Annotated in this window: 20 protein-coding genes; 13 read left to right on the forward strand and 7 right to left on the reverse strand. The window is 41.2% G+C overall.

Annotated features, from left to right (window positions below):
• The first annotated feature begins 17 nt into the window (after window positions 1-17).
• From rpmI to ABD010_RS08625, 4 genes are all read left to right on the forward strand, one after another.
• A complete protein-coding gene (gene rpmI / locus ABD010_RS08610) occupies window positions 18-215 on the forward strand; it encodes a 50S ribosomal protein L35 (RefSeq protein WP_343812108.1) in 198 nt (65 codons plus the stop codon).
• Window positions 216-269: 54 nt separating this feature from the next.
• Window positions 270-626: a 50S ribosomal protein L20 gene (gene rplT / locus ABD010_RS08615; protein WP_343812110.1), complete on the forward strand. Its 357-nt coding sequence runs from the start codon at window positions 270-272 to the stop codon at window positions 624-626.
• 63 nt (window positions 627-689) lie between these two features.
• Window positions 690-965 (forward strand): DUF1294 domain-containing protein, encoded by a 276-nt coding sequence (locus ABD010_RS08620; protein WP_390351009.1) that lies wholly within the window; start codon window positions 690-692, stop codon window positions 963-965.
• 77 nt (window positions 966-1,042) lie between these two features.
• Window positions 1,043-1,615 (forward strand): TVP38/TMEM64 family protein, encoded by a 573-nt coding sequence (locus ABD010_RS08625; RefSeq protein ID WP_343812112.1) that lies wholly within the window; start codon window positions 1,043-1,045, stop codon window positions 1,613-1,615.
• 77 nt (window positions 1,616-1,692) lie between these two features.
• On the opposite strand, the gene ABD010_RS08630 is transcribed toward ABD010_RS08625, so the two are convergent.
• Window positions 1,693-2,085, reverse strand: coding sequence for a sigma-w pathway protein ysdB (locus tag ABD010_RS08630; RefSeq protein WP_343812114.1), 393 nt, complete (start codon window positions 2,083-2,085; stop codon window positions 1,693-1,695).
• Window positions 2,086-2,634: 549 nt separating this feature from the next.
• Between ABD010_RS08630 and ABD010_RS08635 the strand changes: the two genes are divergently transcribed.
• Both ABD010_RS08635 and ABD010_RS08640 read left to right on the forward strand, forming a co-directional pair.
• The gene (locus tag ABD010_RS08635; protein ID WP_343812116.1) at window positions 2,635-3,120 is read left to right on the forward strand and encodes a dUTP diphosphatase; all 486 of its coding nucleotides are present in this window, start codon (window positions 2,635-2,637) and stop codon (window positions 3,118-3,120) included.
• Window positions 3,121-3,192: 72 nt separating this feature from the next.
• Complete coding sequence (locus tag ABD010_RS08640) at window positions 3,193-4,278, forward strand: M42 family metallopeptidase (protein ID WP_343812118.1); 1,086 nt, start codon at window positions 3,193-3,195, stop codon at window positions 4,276-4,278.
• Between the two features lie 35 nt (window positions 4,279-4,313).
• Here the strand turns inward: ABD010_RS08640 and ABD010_RS08645 are convergent, their stop codons facing one another.
• The 5 genes from ABD010_RS08645 to sspI form a co-directional block, all read right to left on the reverse strand.
• Entirely contained in the window at window positions 4,314-4,985 is a 672-nt protein-coding gene (locus ABD010_RS08645) for an ABC transporter ATP-binding protein (RefSeq protein WP_343812120.1), read from the reverse strand.
• The gene (locus ABD010_RS08650) at window positions 4,960-6,096 is read right to left on the reverse strand and encodes an ABC transporter permease (RefSeq protein ID WP_343812122.1); all 1,137 of its coding nucleotides are present in this window, start codon (window positions 6,094-6,096) and stop codon (window positions 4,960-4,962) included. The genes ABD010_RS08645 and ABD010_RS08650 overlap by 26 nt, the downstream gene beginning before the upstream one ends.
• Window positions 6,093-7,313 (reverse strand): ABC transporter permease, encoded by a 1,221-nt coding sequence (locus ABD010_RS08655; RefSeq protein ID WP_343812124.1) that lies wholly within the window; start codon window positions 7,311-7,313, stop codon window positions 6,093-6,095. Before ABD010_RS08655 ends, ABD010_RS08650 begins: the two co-directional genes overlap by 4 nt.
• A gap of 15 nt (window positions 7,314-7,328) precedes the next feature.
• Entirely contained in the window at window positions 7,329-8,912 is a 1,584-nt protein-coding gene (locus ABD010_RS08660; RefSeq protein ID WP_343812126.1) for a DUF6583 family protein, read from the reverse strand.
• A 992-nt stretch (window positions 8,913-9,904) separates the two neighbouring features.
• A complete protein-coding gene (sspI, locus tag ABD010_RS08665) occupies window positions 9,905-10,129 on the reverse strand; it encodes a small acid-soluble spore protein SspI (protein ID WP_343812128.1) in 225 nt (74 codons plus the stop codon).
• Window positions 10,130-10,350: 221 nt separating this feature from the next.
• Between sspI and ABD010_RS08670 the strand changes: the two genes are divergently transcribed.
• From ABD010_RS08670 to pheT, 3 genes are all read left to right on the forward strand, one after another.
• Window positions 10,351-11,082, forward strand: a complete 732-nt coding sequence (locus tag ABD010_RS08670; RefSeq protein WP_343812130.1) for a TrmH family RNA methyltransferase — start codon at window positions 10,351-10,353, stop codon at window positions 11,080-11,082.
• 370 nt (window positions 11,083-11,452) lie between these two features.
• Entirely contained in the window at window positions 11,453-12,502 is a 1,050-nt protein-coding gene (pheS, locus tag ABD010_RS08675; RefSeq protein WP_343812605.1) for a phenylalanine--tRNA ligase subunit alpha, read from the forward strand.
• Window positions 12,502-14,928, forward strand: a complete 2,427-nt coding sequence (gene pheT / locus ABD010_RS08680) for a phenylalanine--tRNA ligase subunit beta (protein WP_343812132.1) — start codon at window positions 12,502-12,504, stop codon at window positions 14,926-14,928. Before pheS ends, pheT begins: the two co-directional genes overlap by 1 nt.
• Before the next feature lie 127 nt (window positions 14,929-15,055).
• Here pheT and rnhC read toward each other — a convergent pair whose 3' ends face one another.
• Entirely contained in the window at window positions 15,056-15,991 is a 936-nt protein-coding gene (gene rnhC, locus ABD010_RS08685) for a ribonuclease HIII (RefSeq protein WP_343812133.1), read from the reverse strand.
• A gap of 140 nt (window positions 15,992-16,131) precedes the next feature.
• Between rnhC and zapA the strand changes: the two genes are divergently transcribed.
• The 4 genes from zapA to ABD010_RS08705 all read left to right on the forward strand — a co-directional run bounded on the left by zapA (window position 16,132) and on the right by ABD010_RS08705 (window position 21,232).
• Complete coding sequence (gene zapA, locus ABD010_RS08690; protein WP_343812136.1) at window positions 16,132-16,395, forward strand: cell division protein ZapA; 264 nt, start codon at window positions 16,132-16,134, stop codon at window positions 16,393-16,395.
• 3 nt (window positions 16,396-16,398) lie between these two features.
• Entirely contained in the window at window positions 16,399-16,938 is a 540-nt protein-coding gene (locus ABD010_RS08695) for a CvpA family protein (RefSeq protein ID WP_343812138.1), read from the forward strand.
• A gap of 199 nt (window positions 16,939-17,137) precedes the next feature.
• Window positions 17,138-18,859: a DNA polymerase/3'-5' exonuclease PolX gene (gene polX, locus ABD010_RS08700; RefSeq protein ID WP_343812140.1), complete on the forward strand. Its 1,722-nt coding sequence runs from the start codon at window positions 17,138-17,140 to the stop codon at window positions 18,857-18,859.
• Window positions 18,860-18,889: 30 nt separating this feature from the next.
• Window positions 18,890-21,232 carry an endonuclease MutS2 gene (locus ABD010_RS08705; protein WP_343812142.1) on the forward strand — a complete coding sequence of 781 codons (2,343 nt, stop codon included), beginning with the start codon at window positions 18,890-18,892 and terminating at the stop codon, window positions 21,230-21,232.
• Window positions 21,233-21,245 lie beyond the last annotated feature (13 nt).

The following is a 21,245-nucleotide window of genomic DNA, read 5'->3' on the forward strand; positions in this document are numbered from 1 at the left end:
ACAAGGAGGAACTAACTATGCCTAAAATGAAAACCCATAAAGGTTCTCAAAAACGCTTCAAAAAAACAGGTACCGGAAAGCTTAAACGTTCACATGCGTACACAAGCCATATGTTCGCTCACAAATCTCAAAAACAAAAGCGTAAGCTGCGTAAGTCAACAGTTGTTTCTGCAGGAGATTTCAAACGCATAAAAACAATGATGCCGTATAAATAAGCATCAAGCTATTTCATAAAAACGATTTTTTTATCGCATTAGGAGGGAATTACTATGCCACGTGTAAAAGGTGGAACAGTTACACGCAGACGTCGTAAACGCGTGTTAAAGTTAGCTAAAGGATATTATGGTTCGAAGAGAACGCTATTTAAAACAGCGAAACAGCAAGTAATGAAATCAGGTCAATATGCATATCGTGACCGTAAACAGAGGAAACGCGAATTCCGCAAACTTTGGATTGCACGTATCAATGCTGCAGCACGTATGAATGATATCTCATATAGCAAAATGATGCATGGTTTGAAAACTGCCGGAATTGAAGTGAACCGCAAGATGCTGTCCGACCTTGCCGTTCATGATGAAAAAGGCTTTGCTCAACTTGCTGAAAAAGCAAAATCAGCTCTTAAATAAATTGCAGGAAACAGACCAAACCGATGAAATGGTTTGGTCTTTCTGTATTAGAGGGGAAATAACATGTCCGGTATCATTTTTTGGATATATCTTGTCGTTATTAATTGCCTGGCTTACATACTAATGGGAGTGGATAAACGAAAAGCAAGAAAGCATAAACGGCGCATATCGGAACGAACGCTTTGGCTTTCCGGTTTACTCGGAGGATCTGCAGGAGCATTTGCCGGAATGAAAAAGTTTCGCCACAAGACAAAACACGTTTTATTTGCAATGGGAATGCCGCTTCTTCTATTGATTCATATCGTATTAATTGCTTGGTTCCTGATTCGGATGTCATAAAGGCTCGTCTCTTGTCATACACATTTATTAAGATTCAAATTTATGACCAGAGGAGGTAAAGGTAAAGGAGGCTGGATATGGACCTGTTTGGCAATTATTTATTAGCGCTTGTTGAAACTGGTGGTTTTTTTGCTCCATTTTTGTTTATCAGCTGCCATTTATTACGGCCATTATTTTTTCTTCCTGTTGTTTTAATCTGTATTTCCGGTGGTATCATTTTTGGAACAGTTGCCGGAACAGTGTACTCTGTAGTAGGAATTACATTGTCAAGCATCATTTTTTATGGCATTATTCGCTGGATGCCGGGAACATTAAACAGACTGTTAAATTTGAAACAAAAAATTATTGGTAACAACTCCAAACTTACTACATCACAAGTTGCTCTCATGCGGCTAATTCCTTTCATACACTTTCATCTTCTCTCATTATGTCTGATTGAAATATCAGCGGATTTTAAAGGGTATATGAAGTCGTCCCTGCTCTCAAATATTCCTTTAGCCCTGTTATACACGTCGATTGGGAAATGGATCTCAAGTCTTTCACCATTATATGTCCTCGTTTTGTTGGCAGTTTTACTTCCGCTAATCTACGTATTGCGTCGTAAAGAGATTATCATAAAATGGAATGATTTTTTTCAAGTCAGTACATGAAAATACGCACCTCCGAGAGGTGCGTATTTTCATGTGAGTATGGTTGTTACATAAAGGCTAGGTCGCAACTAGCTTTTCTAATCGAGGGGTGTAATCAGTAATTTATTAATCGGGTGTTTCCATTCAATTTTAGCGTAGGGATAGCGGATCAAAAGTTCTTTTTCAATGAAATACAGATCATCCCGTGTTATTCCTCTAAGCTCAGCTGGTTCATTTGCGAAAACACTAATATTTACAACTTCAAACGAATTCTCCGCAGCGCCGAGATATTTTTCCCCTTCAAATAAGCATCCCCTGTAGACCAGCTGGATATTTTTTTTACTATCCGCTGATTCATCAAGCATATAAAATTGTTCATTGTCCTTTGCTATATGAAGCTTCCGCAGTGGGTTACGGTAATATTTATAGATGGTATATAAGATGAGCGCCAGGGCAATTAAAATAAGAATCCGAAATAATATGACAATCATGTCCAACCGACTCCCTGTATTGTTTATATCTCCTTGTACGTATCAGGAATGTTACTGGTTTCAAAATTATCCCGAATTCGTGATACAATAATATAAAGTTGCTTTTTAAAAGATCTTGTGTTTAACGTAATATCCATAAACTGCGACATAACTACTAGAATATTTGCCATAATTCGTCCGTTCTCGTCCTACCGTCCGGGATCGCTCCGGGCGGATGCTTTCACCACTGGCATGAGTGCGACATCAGCTCAAGAAAATCACTTTCGCTGTGTCTTCTTTACCCTAGTATGGCCTTGCCCCGGCAAAGGGTATGTCGACGTTGGCCGCAAAGGTCGGTTTTAGTCGGCCTTCCTTCACTCGAGAGCTGAGGCATAGGTGAGACACTGAAGTGCGATAGCACGAAGAGGCTCAGCAGCCGCCCCCGGAAAGCGAAGTGTATTTCCGCAGCGGTGGTAGAACATCATACTATGGTGCAGTTTAGTTCAATTACGAGTGTTAATAGGCAGCAAATATTTCGAACTGAAACTAATATAAGAAAAGGGGAATTTCATGGACTGGTCAGAACTGTACAGCATGCAAAAGCAATTGGACAACTATATTGAAGCTCAACACGATTTATCGGGCAGGGATGTATTTAAAGAAAAATCTCTGGCGCTGCTGGTGGAACTTGGAGAACTGGCCAATGAGACACGATGCTTCAAGTTTTGGAGTACCAAGCAGAGAAGTGATATATCTGTGATTCTGGAAGAGTATGTGGATGGTGTTCATTTTCTGCTATCACTTGGTCTGGAAAAAGGGTTTGAGTATCATGGTGGGAGTGGTACCGTCCCATGTGAGAGTGAAACAGATCAATTTAATCGGGTATTCAGTGCAACTACGGAATTCCGGGAACACCCGACAGAAACCAATTACATAACACTTTTTGAATATTTTGTTCAGTTGGGAGAACTGCTAGGTTTTGAAGAAAAAGCCATTCAGAAAGCCTATCTGGAGAAAAATGAAATAAACTATGAACGTCAGGATCAAGGCTATTGAATATGAAAAATTTTGCGATTTCGATAATTACCGTTATAATAAAAGAGGACAAATTTTAGGAGGTTTGTACATATGGCAAAATTGGATGAAATGAACACAATGTTAAAAGACCTTACCGATGCAAAAGGAATTCCTGGTAATGAAAAAGAACCAAGAGAAGTGATGGAAAAGTACATTACTCCATATGCAGACAACGTTTATATGGACAATCTGGGAAGTTTAATTGCTGAAAAAACGGGTGATGCGAATGGTCCGAAAATTATGGTAGCCGGTCATTTGGATGAGGTAGGATTCATGGTGACCCGTATCGATGAGAATGGGTTCATTTATTTTCAGACTGTTGGCGGATGGTGGAGTCAAGTGATGCTCGCACAGCGGGTAACCATCATGTCCAAAAAAGGAGATGTTACAGGTGTAATCGGTTCCAAGCCGCCTCATGTACTGTCTGCTGAAGCGAGAAAGAAGCCAGTTGAAATTAAGGATATGTTTATTGACATTGGTGCTTCAAGCCAGGAAGAGGCGAAAGAATTCGGCGTACGTCCGGGTGACTCGGTAGTGCCTTATTTCGAGTTTACACAGCTGAAAAATGAAAAAATGCTTCTTGCAAAAGCGTGGGACAATCGAATCGGATGTGCCATTGCGATTGAGGTTTTAAAACAATTGCAAGGTGCGGACCACCCAAACACGGTTTATGGTGTAGGTACTATTCAGGAAGAAGTTGGCCTGCGGGGCGCCAAAACTTCTACACATGCGATTAAACCGGACATTGGCTTTGGCGTTGATGTTGGAATTGCCGGTGACACACCTGGTATTTCTGATAAAGACGCTGACAGCAAGCTGGGCGAAGGGCCGCAAATTATTTTATACGATGCATCGATGGTTTCGCATAAAGGTGTTCGGGAAGTTGTTGTGGATACAGCGGAGGAAAATAATATTCCGTTCCAGTATGCATCAATGGCTGGCGGGGGTACAGACTCCGGTTCCATCCATCTGACCGCTAACGGTGTTCCTGCACTTTCCATCACAGTGGCAACTCGTTATATTCATTCACATGCAGCCATTTTGCACCGCGACGATTTCGAAAATGCAGTGAAATTGATTGTCGAAACGATTAAGAAACTGGATAATGATAAAGTAAAAGAAATTGTAACGGCATAAAAATAAACTGAAGCGCCATGAGGCGCTTCAGTTTGTTAAAGCAATTTCGGACTTTTGCCCGCTTTTGTTAATATGTCAAAGTAAAAAGGATCGTTGCCGATGCAGTAGATTCTGTCACACAAGCTTTCGATTTCATCCATATCGTGGGATGTGTAAAGGATCATTTTCTCATTTTGTTTTGCTTGTGTGCGAAGATAGGCACCGATTTCTTTGCGGGATTTCAAATCAATTCCAACCGTTGGCTCATCAAGAAGCAAAAGGGATGGGTCATGAATCAGACTTACTGCTAAGTTTAATTTTCGCTTCATACCGCCTGAAAGTGTCTTTACCGGTTCATCCCATTTATCAAGATTCATGTCAAGGCAAAGTTCGCGCAATTCGTCTTTATTTTTATGTCCCCATGAAATTTTTTCGAAAAAAGTCATATTCTCTTTGACGTTAAAATCGTTCCATAACGCAATATCCTGTGCAACAAACCCTATCTGTTTGCGAATTTTTTTATTATTTTTGCCGTAAGTTAAATCCTTCAGTGAAATGTCTCCAGAATCAGGTGTCGTTAAGGTTGCCAGCATATGCAGCATGGTTGATTTACCGGCACCGTTCTCCCCGACCAGTCCAATTATTTCTCCAGGTTCAACGGTGAATGAAATGGAATCAAGTATTGTTTTCTTACCGAATGATTTAGTTAATTCGCTTATACGAAGCATTGTTTTTCCCCTTTCCAAATACCCACACAATCGCAAGAGTTATAATCATAATCATCCATACACTGATAAATTCACCCTCGATTAACGGACGAAGCGGATTTATCTGCTCAAACCACTTCCAATTTGAAATGATTCCGGATGGTAAAATTGCTCCGCTGCAAATCCCTGTAATAAGTAACGCTCCGAAAGAAGTTGTGTAGTATAAATATGTATTCGAAAACAGCTGTGCCAGCAAAAATGCGGCCATATTTATCCATATCCGGAATATAATCAGGTTAAGAATGCTGGTCCACTCGCCAAACCATACATAGAAAAAGACAACAGCCATCGCATCTACAATCAAAAACAAAAGCGTGTACAAGACAAAATTCTGTATGAAATAGGATTTTAATGATGTGCGTGAAAATGCAAACCGAATAGCAGCTTTTGCGTTCTTTTCTTTGATTACCCAGTCAAAAATAAATAGTGCTGATAAGATGCAGAATAGCCCCCAAACTCCCCATATGGTGAATAATGGCTGGTTTTCTCCGGTTTTCACTGGCGAATTACTAAATGAAAATGAGGTTGTCAGTAGATTTTCATCTTGTTGGATATCTTTGCTTTTTTTAATAACCTCTTCAGCAGACCAATTTTTATTTCCTTTGTATTTGCTTTCCAACTGTTGTACGACAAATGCCGCTTTTGCTCGGCCGGTTTCCTGTTGAACATAGGATAGTATCATTTCCTTAACCGGCGTGAAGGCAAAGGATAAGTCTGAGCGGTAGCCTGTAATCAACTGATTGCGTTCGTTTTGTAGGATTTTTTCCTGAAAGCCATCATGGATAATGAAAACACTGTCGAGATTGTGTTTCTGCAAGCTGTTAAGAGCTTCCTTTTCTGAAAGGATCGAAGTTCGAACTAACGGAGCGGATTTTATTTCTTCAACAAGTTCAATTGATGCGTCCGTCTGCTCTTCCAACACAATGCCGACCGGAACTTTGGTATCATTTGCAAGCGAATTTGTTCCGGCAATAATTGCCCATGTTGCGATAATTGGAAATAACAGCCAGAAAACGAGACTGAGCCATTGTTTTTTCCAATGGATCATACGTGTTTCGATTATATTCTTCATCTCATGCCACGCTCCTTCCAAAATGACAGTCCCAAGAAAAGGAAGACTGCAACCGAGGCCATCAATGAAAGGGGTATAAAATCTGCATACAATCTCTTGTTTAACAGAATTTCCTGCAGCCAATAAAAACTTTCGCTAGTAAAAACATATGGAAGCAGATTTTGTATATACAGCGGAAAATACAGCGTCGGCAATATTGCACCGCTTGCAAGGAGCAGCATCCCCGTGATCAAGACCTGCACCAGCATGCGGATTTTTGGCCCGTTCACCAATGTTTCGATAATAGCGAGCGCTGTCAGGAACGTTATGCCATACAATCCAGTGATAATACCAATTCGGAGTATGTCTTCCCCGTAAAGTGTTATGTTCATTGAAGATACGAAGATATACAGGGATGCCGCAGCCAGAACAGCTGTTAAAAGAAAGACCGTTATGATCTTGGCAATCTGCTGAACCATTGGTGTAACACCATACAAAATCATCCGCCGTTTCATCTGCTCTTCCTCTTCTCGTGTAAAGAATGAATAGAAAGATAACAGCCAGATGGTAATAATGATAAACCAACCGGAAAGTAAATAGTAATGGACAGGGGAGCTTGTTGCATGATTGACTAAGTGTTCCTTGTCAATAATTTTATCTTTTCCCATTGTATACAGCAGAAAATTGGTGAACTGCTGAAACAGCATATCCTCACGAACCGACTCACTAATAGGTAATTGCTCAGCATAATAGTTAATGGTCAGGATATTTGCTTGTGACGTCCGGATATGTCTGGCAATACTGTCGAGCAGTTCTTTAACCATATAACTATTGGCTCGTTTGTTCGGATTTCCGGTAACATGTACTGTGACCGGTGTACCATTGTATAAGTCTTCGGTAAAATCTTCCGGAAACGTGATATACGCACTCCATTCATTCTTTATTTTTTGCTTGGCCTGTTGTTTGGTTAAACCTTCAATTTTTATGTAATTACCTAACTGTGAGGACTCTTCAATCAGATTCATCACCATTTTTGTTTCTTTGGACTGATCGAGGTCAACGAGCCCTACCTGCACCGGATTCTTTTCGTCAGGTGAAAAAATGGAAATGGCTATAACCGCACACAATGATACAAATATGATTGGAAACAGTAAAAGAAGAGGAAGTGATATCCACTTCCTCTTCAATTTCTTCAAATCATTTTGCAAAAAAAGGAATATATGTTTGAAAAATGTCATGTGTTCACTTCCTCATTAAAAACCCTGTGTCTCGCCAGGAACCGGAGCCCCCATGATTTCCATAATCCATTTCTGGAAATGCGGCCGTACTTCCTGCTGAATGTATCGCTGAATTTCCACAGTGGACATTTCACTTATGTCTTTCACATTGGAATTATCCGGCTGATCAACTTTTTTAATAGTTTTTGCTTCCTTATCAATTTGCAGGCTGATCATATCCTGCTGCAGATCAGGAGATTCCATTGTTAAGTTATTCTCTGATGACATTTTATCATTGTTATATGTCGCTTCACCTGACCATATGAAGGTACCTGCACCTTCTATAGATAGTGTCCGTTCGAATTCCCGAGTTCCTTCTTCAAGTGTGGATGACCCATTATACGTAATTTTGGTATTTCCGCCGGAGAGTGAAATCGAATCATCCACTTTATTATCTTTATTTGAAAGATTGGCCGTTATATTAAGTGTTGATTCCTCACCTATTGCAGGATCGGTTACCGTCGCTGTATAGTCAACTTTTTGGGATTTGTCTGTTAATAACTGTGTCCCGTTTAGATTTAACGCGGCAGGTTCTGCATCTTTGGGAGCCATGCTGATTTCCACGTTTCGTTTAACAATCAGGTCTTCACTTACCCATATTTCAGATGTCAGGCCGTCCGGAATCTGAAAAACTTTTACTCCCTTAATTGCTTCTTCAAGTGATTTATCGAAGTTTTCCATGGCATTCTGAACCGGATTGGCCATGGTACCAGCAGAGAGCGTCCCAAATTGCTGCATTTTAATCTGGTCTTTGATCATTCCTTTTAATTTATCATCCTTTTTCATCTTTTCAAGGACAGATGTGATCATATTTTTTACTTGTTTTTCGGAAAGTTGCATCGTTATTTTTTTCGCATCAATGGATTTGTCCTGTACTTTTACAGTTTCTTCTGCAGATTGGAAAGCATCTTTTGGAAGCTGCTCGTAAATAAAAGTCAGGTATTCTTCCTTGATATATTTCCGGTCCTCTTCAGAAAGTGCCCCATTCATGCTTTTGAAAAATGTGTTGAAATCGAGTTCACCGTTTATGGTTGGGCCAGATTCCTTAAGTAGTTCGCTCAGACCTTTGTCGGTAATTTTAATTGTTTTTTGCAGAAAAGGAAGTTGCAGCATTAAATCATCAGCATTCATGTATACGCTGATATCGTTAATGGCCAACCCCCCAAAATTCACTTGAACATCAGTGGAAAGTTCTGATTCCTGTTGATCCAGCTGTGTTGTCAAGTCAATTGTTGCGTTATTCAGAATCTGCGGGTTCACAGGCATTCCCATTGCGGGCGGGCCATTATATTCCGCCGATAATTCAATAGCGGTTTCGGTTGGATTTTCACTTGCCTGCTTGGCCCAGTCAAACTCCGGCTGGTACCGTTCCTCCAGTTGCTCACCAATAAATTCAATTGTGTTCTTTTCTGCCAGGAAATATTGCGCCTTGGCAGACCCGGTCATTAGGGCATAGGCTGCTACACTGCCGCCAATAATAACTAAAGCAACTACTAAAATGGCAATTACTTTTTTGGAAAGCCCCTGTTTCTTATTTCCGTTATTAGCTGTCTCATCCATACTCCTGAACTCTCCTCCCTGTATTCCTTATAAATATATGTATTATTAAGATGCAATCTTAATAACAATGGATAATAAAAACATTATATACTATTTACTGGAATTATAGTCAAATAGTGTCGAATTACGTTGGGGATTTTCTAGTTCTTTTGTATTATTTTTGTTTTGGAATCAAGATAATTTAATAGATTGAGATTCATAAAAACCGATTATTGTGTGTAAAACAGGTGTGATTTAGTAGAAAAGTTTCAAATTAATCAGCGACATTGTTATTTAATAGGTTATTAGACTCATTTTTGTAAAAGTTTTTTTATGAATTTTCCTCTGCAATTCTATAGTTGAACTAAACTGCGACATACTGAAAAAATTTAGCGCCGTGACACCGCTACGGAAATACACTTCGCTTTCACTTCCAGCATAAGTGCGACATCAGCTCAAGAAAATCACTTTCGCTGTGTCTTCTTTACCGGGGGCGGCTGATGAGCCTCTTCGTGCTAGTCGTGTTGCAAGTGTGATTTCGATGAGGTAGCACTCCTCGCAGAAGAGATTGCTGACGCACTACGAGTCTCACCTAGGCCTCAGTTCCCCCAGGAGGTCTCTATGTATTTCCTCCGTTGGTATTTTGTTCGCTAATCCTCCACTGTATAAAGTGCAATTGCGTCGTAATTTGGCACGAAACCACTGTATAAAAGCAAAGAGCTGCTGTACTTCAGGGGAAACACGCCATATTAATTACCAGCCGTTGGAATATGCGAGACTCCTGCGAGAAGTAAAAGCTAGGCAAGGGGGTCCCCGCAGGCGAGGTACGAGCTGAGAAGGGCTTGGCACTTGCCCACGGTCAAGAAGACACCCAACGGCGCGGTCGAAGAGCTGTACTAATTCTGTTTAATTGGAAATTCTATGTCGCAGTTTATGGATTTTGTGTCAAAAACATTTCTCTATAAAAAAAGACAGATGCCGGTTGTGCATCTATCTTCGTTTGGATAAATTTTTTATTCCTGGGTTGAGGCATGTTTGACTCCTTGTTCAAGGGAGTCAATCATTTCCTGCTTGTTTTCTTCATCGGATTGCTGCCAGATCAATTCAAAAAGCACACCTAGGCCCGGAAGCATTTTCTCTTCGCCTTGTTGAATGGCATCCACAATCGTGGCTTCAAGTTCATCCTGATTGTTGGAAGCAATATTTGTAACAATTGCTTTACGTAAATTCAAATCCATACATAACACCTCTCACAATTTTTTGGATTAACGATAGTTTGACCAAAACAGCGGGAAATATGTATGATGTTATAGTGAACTTTCATCGTGTGCGGATATACCATTGATTTTCAGGTAAAAAAAGGAAATTACTGGTGTTCTTCGCTAATCTGACTTAATGAATTGGGTTAAACCTGTGAGTTAACGATGTATATAAATATAAGCTGATGAGGATGAACGTCATGATCACATCGATTTATAATCATAAGGTCAAACAATGGAAAAAGCTGGGGAAGCGGAAAAACCGGGAAAAGACCGGCACTTTTTTCATTGAAGGGCATCACCTGATTGAGGAAGCATACAGAAGTGGATGGGAAATCATCGAAGTAATAGCTGAGGAGGGAATAAGCGTTCCTGATTGGTGCCGGAATAATGTTTCTGTCAATAATGAAGTTTTTAAATATGTAGCACGAACGGAAGCACCACAAGGAATAGCAGCGATTGTCAGTATGAGGAAAATGGCTGCAAACGGTGGAGGATCGGTGTTGCTGGTCGATGCCATACAAGATCCGGGAAATTTAGGTACAATGATTCGAACGGCTGATGCAGCAGGATTTGATGCGGTTCTGCTTGGCGATGAAACCGTCGATTCATATAATGACAAAGTGATTCGTGCCACACAAGGATCATTATTTCATATTCCCATTAGCCGCGTGAACATCGTAAATGAAATTCCTAAGCTGAAACAGCAGGGCTATGAAATCTGGGCATCTGCGTTAACCGAAGCGGTACCATTCGAAACAGCAACTGTCCCCGAAAAAACCGCACTGATTGTCGGTAATGAGGGAGCAGGTATACAGGACGATATATTGCAGCTTGCGGATTCAATTGTAAACATTCCAATATATGGTAGAGCAGAGTCGCTGAACGTTAGTGTTGCAGCCGGCATCTTAATGTATTATATTAGAAGATAATAATTGAGTTTAAATGTTAATGATGAACAATACATGCAACGAAAGAGCGCGTTATAATCGAAAATGTCGGCAAAGGGAAGAGGTGTCACAGACTGCGAGCATCTCTGCCGATGGATTATTACATTTCACTCTGGAGCAGACACTTGGACCTTGTTGATACAAGTAAAGGTGTACCGGGTAATTTTATCCGTTATCAAACATGAGCCGGACACATAATAGTTGTGTCAATAAGGGTGGTACCGCGACTAAGAACCTCGTCCCTTCAATTAAGGGGGCGGGGTTTTTTGTGTTTCCGCTTATGCTCCATGGAGGTTGCTGTTATTGCATTACCGTGCGTTATGAACGGATTAAAATATAAGGAGGAATCATGATGAAGGATGAACTGTATGCCATTCAGGAAGAAACATTGAACAAAATCAAGAATGCCTATTCCTTGAATGAACTGCAGGATATTAAAGTGGAAGTTCTTGGCAAAAAAGGCTCTTTGACAGGAGTACTCAGAGGAATGGGAAAACTTTCTAAAGAGGAGCGGCCGGTTGTCGGGGAAATAGCAAACAAGGTCAGGGAAACCATTTCGGCACAAATTGAAACAAAAAGTGATGTACTTGAAGAAAAAGTGTTGGAAGAACAATTGGAAAAAGAAACCTTGGATGTTACATTGCCTGGACGGCCTGTTCAAGCAGGCGGACCGCATCTGTTAACAAGTATTATTGAAGATATTGAGGATCTGTTTATTGGAATGGGTTTTGAAATAAAAGAAGGTCCGGAAGTGGAAACGGATTATTATAATTTTGAAGCCCTGAATCTGCCGAAAGACCATCCGGCGCGCGATATGCAGGATACGTTTTATTTAACCAATGAGCTGCTGCTCAGAACACATACATCACCTGTTCAGGCCCGGACAATGAATCAGTACGAAGGTAATCAGCCGGTTAAAATGATTTGTCCCGGAAAGGTTTACCGCCGGGATACGGATGATGCCACCCATTCTCATCAATTTACACAAATTGAAGGGTTGTACGTGGACAAAAATGTGCGGATGAGCGATTTAAAAGGCATCCTTGACCGGTTTGCCAAAAAAATGTTCGGACAGGACCGGGAAATCAGGCTGCGTCCCAGCTTTTTCCCTTTCACTGAGCCTTCCGTCGAAATGGATATATCGTGTAAGGTTTGTAACGGTGAAGGCTGTTCTGTTTGTAAACAATCAGGCTGGATTGAAATACTGGGTGCCGGCATGGTCCATCCGCGTGTGCTGGAAATGGCCGGATATGACCCGGAAGTATATAGCGGATTTGCGTTCGGAATGGGACCGGATCGTATCGCAATGCTGAAATACGGCATCGATGATATCCGTCAGTTCTATACAAATGACGTACGGTTTCTGCGTCAGTATCATCATGCAAAAGGAGGTATCCTTTAATGTTAGTATCTGTTAACTGGTTAAAGAATTATGTGGACGTCGGTGATATCAGCCCGGAAGAACTTGCTGAAAAAATAACGAAAACGGGTATCGAAGTTGATGGAATTGAGTATATTGCTGATAAAAGTTCTGGTGTGGTAACCGGGTATGTGGAATCATGCGAGAAACATCCAAATGCGGATAAACTGAATTTGTGCCAGGTTGATGTCGGTGATGAAACATTGCAGATTATTTGCGGTGCACCGAATATCAAACAAGGACAAAAAGTGGCCGTTGCCAAACCTGGGGCAGTTCTGCCGGGAAACTTCAAAATTAAGAAGGTAAAATTGCGCGGTGTCGAATCCAATGGCATGATATGTTCATTGCAGGAGTTGGGAATTGAAGAAAAATATGTGCCAAAGGATATTGCAGAAGGGATTTTTGTATTTTCTGATGATACTGTAATCGGTGAAAGTGTTGCGCCGCTATTAAATTTGAATGATGCGGTGCTGGAGTTCGATTTGACGCCAAACCGTGCAGATTGCTTGAATATGCTTGGCGTAGCATATGAAGTAGCAGCAATATTAAATCAGAACATAACCCTGCCAGATGAATCAGTGGAATTCAGTTCTGAAAAAGCGACAGATCATGTGTTAGTGAAAGTGGATGACCCGGATTTAAATCCTTATTATGGGGCATTTATCATTAAAGATTTGGAAATCCGCCAGTCACCATTATGGATGCGCAATGCATTGATGGCAGCTGGCATTAGACCAATTAACAATGTCGTCGATATTACCAACTATGTATTGCTGGAGTATGGCCAGCCGCTGCATGCATTTGATTTCGATTTGCTGAACTCTGATAGGATTGTTGTGCGTCGTGCCAAGGAAAATGAGAAAATGGTTACACTCGATGATGTGGAAAGAAATCTTTCATCAAACAATCTTGCCATTACAAACGGTACCGAACCTGTTGCACTTGCCGGTGTAATGGGGGGCAAAAATACAGAAGTCAACAATGATACCAAAACAATTTTACTTGAAGCAGCATATTTTAATCCGAAGTCTGTAAGAAGGACTGTCAACGAAACTGGATTGCGGAGTGAGTCGAGTACACGGTATGAGAAAGGCATAGACCCAAACCGAGTTTATCGTGCAGGGAAACGGGCAGCATATCTTTTGCAGCAATATGCAGGGGGAACTGTGTTGGCTGAACCGGCGATATTTGATGAGCTGGACCGCTCTGAAAAAATAGTTGCGATCAATACGGCTGAAATCAACAAACGTCTAGGTACACAAATTGATACGGATGAAATCAGTGTCATTTTAAATAGACTGCAATTTTCATTTGAACAGCATGGAGACGAATTTTCAGTAACGGTCCCAACCCGACGTGGAGATATCAACATCTTTGAAGATATGCTGGAAGAAGTTGCGCGTATCTATGGCTATGACAATCTTCCTTTTACATTGCCGGAAGGATCATCCCAGGCAGGCGGACTCACGAAGCAGCAGCTTTTAAAAAGGGAAGTGAAAGGTTATCTGGAAAGTTCCGGTTTGATGGAAACTATTACGTATTCATTGACTAAAGATGAGCTGGCCCAAATGTTCATCAGTCCTGAAATAGACAAGTTGAACCCCAATAAGGTTCGTTTGGCCATGCCGATGACAGAAGATCATAAAACACTCAGACTAAGTCTTATTCCTGAACTCCTGCGAACTGTATCGTACAACCTGGCCAGGAATCAGAGGGATCTTGCCTACTACGAACTGGGAAAAGTTTTTATTTCAAACGAAAAAGAGCTGACCAATCAACCGAAAGAGAAATTGCGGGCTTCGGGTGTGCTCACAGGTAACTGGCTTGCACATCTGTGGCAGCAGGAGAAGAAACAGGTGGACTTTTATCTTGTCAAAGGAATTGTGGAAGGGCTGTTTGACTTTCTTGATATTCAAATTGACTTTAAACAGGCTAAACTTAATGATCTGCATCCAGGCAGATGTGCTGCCATAACATTGAACCATCAAACGGTTGGCTATTTGGGACAAGTTCATCCAAAATTGGAGAAAACACTGGATATAAAAGAGACATATGTATTCGATATTGATATGGATTATGTATTTGAAGTGTACCGAAATACAACGAGCTATCAGCCGATACCTAAATATCCATCCGTTTCAAGAGACATTGCGTTTATAGTGGATGAGAATGTGCAGGCCGGCGATATTCAAGAAGTAATTGAAGAAACGGGCGCTCCACTGGTTCAAAACGTCTATATATTTGATGTCTATAAAGGGGAGCATTTGGAAGAAGGTAAAAAATCAATCGCCATAAGTCTGCTGTATCAGGATCCTGAAAAGACGTTGAAAGATGATGAGGTTGAGCAGTCTTATCAGGAAATTGTGGCGAAAGTTAATGACCAGTTTGATGCATATGTAAGGTCTTAAACGGTTTAAAAAAGTGGAAATGCCAAATACGGCATTTCCGCTTTTTACAGTTTATTTTTGGCATATACAGCACAAGTTTTGTACCGTACGAAAGTAGAGAACTTGGTATGCTGCCCGAAATTTCTTCTCATAAATAAACCGACGCTTTTTTGGTGTTTGCAAAATGTGTTTTGGCACATGTGGTTAAACTATTCTTCCCTTTTGCTTTGATGATCTTAGCAATGGTTATATCAACTTTTTTGGACGCTCCTTTTGGCAAGGTGAATCCGACCTGATCGGACAATTTATCCATTTCATTCAAAAAGCTTGCCCGGGCGATGATCGAACCGGCAGCAACTGCGAGTGAGCTGCTCTCTGCTTTGGTCATGAAAAAAGTATTGTCTGCCAGTTCCTCGTTTTCGGATGCGATATGTTTTTTATAAACATGCGGCTCACAAAACTGGTCAATGAGAATGCCATCAAGCTGTTTGGTTCCAATCTTTTTACGAACGTTATTAATGGCATGATGGTGCAGCATTGCTTTCATTTTTCCCTGGGTCCATCCCTTTTTCTGCAAATCGTTATATTTTTCGTTATGCAGTATCAGCAGTGAATACGGCATGTCCAGATGCATGATATCGGCAGCAATTTTTCGGATGGATGTATCGGATAAATTTTTAGAATCCTGTACCCCCAGTTCTTTGAGTAATTCCAACTGCTCCTGCTTAACAAATGCAGCTGCGGTTGTGATTGGCCCAAAATAATCCCCTGTACCGGCTTCATCCGACCCGATGTGATTACTTGTAAAGAGGGTTGCCGGCGGTGTGAACAGGGAACCCTTCCTATTTCTTTTCTTTGGTCCAGGTTTAGTGTCCGTTAATGGATCTGCCCCCCACTTGTCAGCTTCTGCTTCGGGACGGTTACCCTGAAACATCACTTTACCGGATTTGTATGCAGTGATGACTGTATGCGGTGTTCTGGCCCTGAAAATGGCCCCTTGTGGTGTTGATTGCAGTGACTCAGCATAGTGCTGTTTCATTTTGGCAATGGAATCCTGTGAATAACGATAAATGAGTTGTCCCATAGTCATCCTCCAATAATTTTCTCTATTCACTATAGCAGACTGGAAAGGGAAATGAAATGAGTGTTTTGCACTGCAACAGTTTCCTGTCTGCCTGACTTTGTGTTAATATAAAGTGAACTATTTTTCAGGGGGGTATCCGTGTGACCCGGAATGATAAAACACGAGTAACGGTTGAAATACAAAATAAACCATATACGATTATAGGAACCGAAGAGCCGCAGCATGTCCGGCTCGTTGCAAATTTGGTTGACCAGAAAATGCGCGAAATTCATGATGCAAACCAACAATTGAATACAAGTGAACTGGCAGTCCTGACAGCGGTAAATACAATGAATGATTATATGAAGCTGAAGGAAGAATATGCAAGTTTGCTTGGGTCAATAAACAAGAAAGAGGATAAATGACGAATGGTAGATTTATTGTTAATTATTATACTTATTTTTGGTTTTTTGATGGGGCTGAAACGGGGATTTGTCCTCCAAGCATTTCATCTGCTTGGATTTATAACAGCCTTTATTATTGCTGCAATATATTATAATGAACTTTCGGATAGACTGGCACTGTGGATTCCATACCCGGAACTTGAGAACAGCAGTGTGTGGGCTGATTTTCTTGAATCAATGCCACTTGAAGCAGCATTTTATAATGCTGTGGCGTTTGCGATAATATTTTTCGCAGTAAAAATCATTATGCAAATTATTGCCTCCATGCTTGACTTCGTGGCGGATTTGCCTGTCTTACATTCGGTAAATAAGTTGCTTGGTGCTGTACTCGGATTCGTTGAAGTTTACCTGATTATTTTTATATTATTATATATTCTGGCTTTGACACCATTGGCACAGGTTCAATCCTGGATTAATGATTCATGGGTGGCATTATTGATAATTGAGTATACACCGTTTTTGTCGGAAAAGATTATGGATCTCTGGTTCGCACAGGTGGACTAGATATTAAAGGGTTAAACGTAAAGAGGCTGGTTCAATTAATTAGGGATTTTTGTTGTATGTCATGTACAATAAAGATAACCTTCTAATGAATCAGTCTTTTTATTAGGAAGTTTTCACAGTGATTGTTGTTTGATAAGAAAAAGGAAGCAATAGGTTGCTTGGAAAATTGGTTTATAAAATTACATGCAGGTGATGGATAATGGAAGTGAATAAAAAAGATGTTATTAAATTACTTGAGAAAATTGGAACTTATCTGGAATTGAAAGGGGAAAATCCTTTTAAGATATCTGCTTATCGAAAGGCAGCGCAGGCACTTGAGCGGGATGACCGTTCTCTCACGGATATCAACGATTTTACGAAAATAAAAGGTATCGGAAAAGGGACAGCGACTGTAATCAATGAATATATTCAAAACGGATCTTCTGAAACATTGGCACAGCTTGAGAAAGAGGTTCCGGCCGGGTTAATTCCATTGCTGGATTTACCAGGTCTTGGCGGGAAGAAACTGGCGAAATTATTTCAGGAATCAGGAGTAACAGACGCACAAACACTAAAAAAAGCAATTAATGAAGGAGAAGTGGAAAAGCTTGACGGATTCGGTAAAAAGACAGCCGAAAAAATATTGACAGCTTTGGAAAATGCCAATAAACGACCGGAACGTTTGCCAATAGCAACCATTCTGCCAATTGCCGAGCGGATTGAATCATACTTGCAGGAAATGTCGTCCATTAAAGATTTTTCGCGCGCCGGGAGTCTGCGGAGAATGCGGGAAACAATTAAAGATATTGATTTTATTATAGCAGCCGACAATCCGGTAGAGGTCAGGGATGACTTATTAAAACTGGATAACATTAAAGACGTAATTGCGAAAGGGGATACTAAGGTTTCGGTAACCTTAGATGAGGCATACGATGTAAATATTGATTTCCGGATTGTTGCTCCGGAAGAATTTGCTTCTACACTGCACCACTTTACCGGGTCCAAGGACCATAATGTTGCAATGCGCCAGCTTGCCAAATCCAAAGGGGAAAAGATTAATGAATATGGAGTGGAAGTTGAAGAAACCGATGAAACACTGACATTTAACAGTGAGGAACAGTTCTTCCATCATTTTGGTCTGGAATATATTCCGCCAGAAGTAAGGGAAAACACTGGTGAAATTGATCAATATACAGGGAAAACCCTCTCATTGATCGAACGGAAGGATATCCGTGGCGATTTGCACATGCATACGACCTGGAGTGATGGGGCGCAGTCAATTGAAGAAATGGTCAACCGTGCCAGAGGGAAAAAGTATGAGTACATCTGTATTACAGATCACTCTAAATTTTTACAGGTTGCAAATGGTTTAAATGAGACCAGGTTGCGTAAACAGCGTGAAGAAATCAATCGGTTGAATGATAAATATTCCGATATTCAGATTTTTGCGGGTGTGGAAATGGATATTTTGCCGAATGGCACATTAAATTTCGACGATGATTTTCTGAAGGAAATGGATTTTGTGATTGGGGCGATTCATTCAGGCTTTAATCAGTCGGAAGAGAAGATTATGGAGCGGTTATATGCTGCATTGGACAATCCTTTTGTCTCACTGATTGCCCATCCGACCGGCAGACTGATTGGACGTCGTGCGGGGTATCAAGCAGATGTGGAAAAATTAATTGAACGGGCGAAACAGACAGATACAGCACTTGAACTGAATGCGAACCCCAACCGTCTCGATCTTTCCAGTGAATGGCTGCGAAAGGCACAGGAGGCGGGTGTTCCGATTGCAATTGATACAGATGCCCATGATTACCTGATGCTCGAACATATGGAATATGGAATTGGTGCGGCAAGAAGAGGATGGATTGAAAAAGATTCGGTCATCAATACATGGCCAAAAGCGAAACTAATGGATTATTTTAATCGTAATAAGTAATGAGCGAGAACATTAAAGGAGCACGTATTTATGAATGAACGAATTCTTCGTGTACTGGAATTCAATAAGATAACCGAACAATTAGCCAATCAGGCAGCCACTTCGCTTGGCAAGGAGTATTGCACCCGGCTGAAGCCTGAAACGGAGATGGAAAACGTCATTCGGCTGCAGGATGAAACAGATGAAGTAAGCCAAATTTTCCGGCTTAATACGTCCATTCCGTTGGGTGGCATTAAAGATATCCGGGCTGGAATTAAGCGAAGCGTGATTGGCGGTGTCTTGAATACAAATGAGTGCCTGGACATTGCCACTACACTATACGCAGGGCGCCAGGTAAAAAATTTCATGGCAAAAATGGAAGAAGAGCTGCCGATACTTCAGTCACTTGTTCAGCGAATTGAGTCTTTGCGGCAATTGGAAAATCACATCAGCACGTGTATTGATGACAACGGCAACATGATGGATAGTGCTTCGATTAAACTGAAAAGCATCCGTTCATCGATTAAGACATTCGAAAGCAGAGTCCGGGACAAATTGGACAGTTACACCAAATCCAAATCAAGTATGCTTTCTGATGCGATCATAACCATTCGTAACGACCGGTATGTATTGCCCGTCAAAGCGGAATATCGCGGGTCAATCGGTGGAATTGTTCACGACCAGTCCGCATCAGGTGCTACATTATTTATGGAACCAAAAGCAGTTGTTGATTTGAATAATCAGCTGCAGGAATCCAAGGTGAAAGAGAAACAGGAGACAGACCGGATTCTTCGTGAATTGACTGGTCATATCGCCGAAAATGAAAGCTATTTGACTGAAAATATTGAAGTGCTGGCAAAAATTGATTTTATCGCTGCCCGGGCAAAATTGGGGATGCATATGAAAGCAGCCAAACCGGCGATGAATGATTCCGGAATCATTAAGATGCAACAAGCAAGGCATCCGTTGATTGAAAATGATGAAGTGGTAGCAAATGATATTGCACTGGGCGATGACTATACTGCGATTGTTATTACCGGACCGAATACCGGGGGTAAAACCGTTACATTGAAAATGATTGGACTTTGTACTCTAATGGCACAATCCGGATTGCGAATTCCTGCATTTGATGGCTGCAAAATGGCAGTTTTTGAAGATGTTTATGCGGATATCGGCGACGAACAGTCCATCGAACAAAATTTGAGTACATTTTCTTCGCATATGACCAACATTGTTTCCATCTTGCAGCATGTTAACCATAAATCGCTCGTATTATTCGATGAGCTTGGTGCAGGAACAGACCCGCAGGAAGGGGCAGCGCTCGCCATGTCCATATTGGATGATGTGGTGTCCCGGGGTGCGCGTATTGTTGCTACCACCCATTATCCCGAACTTAAAGCGTATGGGTACAATCGTGAAGAGGTTGTCAATGCCTCTGTTGAATTTGATGTTAAAACCTTACAGCCAACTTATCGCTTGCTGATTGGCGTTCCAGGGCGTAGTAATGCATTCGAAATATCAAAGCGCTTGGGACTGAAGGATGATATTATCAGTCAGGCCAAAAATCACATTGGCATTGACTCAAAAAGTGTGGAAAATATGATTGCATCTCTGGAAAAGTCCCATCGACAGGCAGAATCTGATTATCAGGAAGCACATGAGGTACTGGAGGAAAGCAAAGCTTTACACAACGATCTTTCAAAAGAGTGGAAGCAGTTTGAGAACAATCGGGAAACTCTTTTTAGGAAAGCGGAGGAGAAAGCGGAAAGAGCACTGCAGAATGCACGGGAAGAAGCAGAGACAATTGTTGATGAAATCCGCAAAATGAAATCCGGTGCGGAATTAAAAGAGCATGAGTGGATTGAAGCCAGGAAAATGCTTGATGAAGCAAAACCAAACCTTTCAGAAAAGAAACGGGAGAAACCAAAAAATGCATCAGCAGCGAAGCAACAGTTACAACCTGGTGACGAAATAAAATTATTATCAGTAAATCAGAATGGCACCGTTTTGGAAAAAGTCGGGAATAATGAATACTATGTACAGGTTGGAATCATGAAAGTCAAAGTAAAACGGGATGAACTGCAGTTTGTAAGTAAAAAAAGTACGATATCGGAAAAACCGCTTGCAACGGTAAAAGGTTCGAACTACCACGTAAAAACCGAACTTGACTTAAGAGGGGAACGGTATGAAGAGGCACTGTTACAGCTTGAAAAATATATTGACGATGCGTTGCTTGCCGGTTATCCGCAAGTATCCATCATCCATGGAAAAGGGACTGGAGCATTGCGCCAGGGTGTCAATGATTTTGCCAAAAAACATCCGCGGATATCCGATGCACGAGCAGGGTCGGCAGGTGAAGGCGGCAGTGGTGCAACGATTGTAAAACTGAGCTGATCGGGAAAGGGGA

This window comes from Virgibacillus siamensis (genome assembly GCF_039522605.1).
GTDB lineage: Bacteria > Bacillota > Bacilli > Bacillales > Amphibacillaceae > Lentibacillus > Lentibacillus siamensis.

Bases quoted from the DNA above. Each gene is read 5' to 3' on its own strand.
- rpmI (WP_343812108.1), top strand. From the start codon at position 18: ATGCCTAAAATGAAAACCCATAAAGGTTCTCAAAAACGCTTCAAAAAA.
- rplT (WP_343812110.1), top strand. From the start codon at position 270: ATGCCACGTGTAAAAGGTGGAACAGTTACACGCAGACGTCGTAAACGC.
- ABD010_RS08620 (WP_390351009.1), top strand. From the start codon at position 690: ATGTCCGGTATCATTTTTTGGATATATCTTGTCGTTATTAATTGCCTG.
- ABD010_RS08625 (WP_343812112.1), top strand. From the start codon at position 1,043: ATGGACCTGTTTGGCAATTATTTATTAGCGCTTGTTGAAACTGGTGGT.
- ABD010_RS08630 (WP_343812114.1), bottom strand. From the start codon at position 2,085: ATGATTGTCATATTATTTCGGATTCTTATTTTAATTGCCCTGGCGCTC.
- ABD010_RS08635 (WP_343812116.1), top strand. From the start codon at position 2,635: ATGGACTGGTCAGAACTGTACAGCATGCAAAAGCAATTGGACAACTAT.
- ABD010_RS08640 (WP_343812118.1), top strand. From the start codon at position 3,193: ATGGCAAAATTGGATGAAATGAACACAATGTTAAAAGACCTTACCGAT.
- ABD010_RS08645 (WP_343812120.1), bottom strand. From the start codon at position 4,985: ATGCTTCGTATAAGCGAATTAACTAAATCATTCGGTAAGAAAACAATA.
- ABD010_RS08650 (WP_343812122.1), bottom strand. From the start codon at position 6,096: ATGAAGAATATAATCGAAACACGTATGATCCATTGGAAAAAACAATGG.
- ABD010_RS08655 (WP_343812124.1), bottom strand. From the start codon at position 7,313: ATGACATTTTTCAAACATATATTCCTTTTTTTGCAAAATGATTTGAAG.
- ABD010_RS08660 (WP_343812126.1), bottom strand. From the start codon at position 8,912: ATGGATGAGACAGCTAATAACGGAAATAAGAAACAGGGGCTTTCCAAA.
- sspI (WP_343812128.1), bottom strand. From the start codon at position 10,129: ATGGATTTGAATTTACGTAAAGCAATTGTTACAAATATTGCTTCCAAC.
- ABD010_RS08670 (WP_343812130.1), top strand. From the start codon at position 10,351: ATGATCACATCGATTTATAATCATAAGGTCAAACAATGGAAAAAGCTG.
- pheS (WP_343812605.1), top strand. From the start codon at position 11,453: ATGAAGGATGAACTGTATGCCATTCAGGAAGAAACATTGAACAAAATC.
- pheT (WP_343812132.1), top strand. From the start codon at position 12,502: ATGTTAGTATCTGTTAACTGGTTAAAGAATTATGTGGACGTCGGTGAT.
- rnhC (WP_343812133.1), bottom strand. From the start codon at position 15,991: ATGGGACAACTCATTTATCGTTATTCACAGGATTCCATTGCCAAAATG.
- ABD010_RS08695 (WP_343812138.1), top strand. From the start codon at position 16,399: ATGGTAGATTTATTGTTAATTATTATACTTATTTTTGGTTTTTTGATG.
- polX (WP_343812140.1), top strand. From the start codon at position 17,138: ATGGAAGTGAATAAAAAAGATGTTATTAAATTACTTGAGAAAATTGGA.
- ABD010_RS08705 (WP_343812142.1), top strand. From the start codon at position 18,890: ATGAATGAACGAATTCTTCGTGTACTGGAATTCAATAAGATAACCGAA.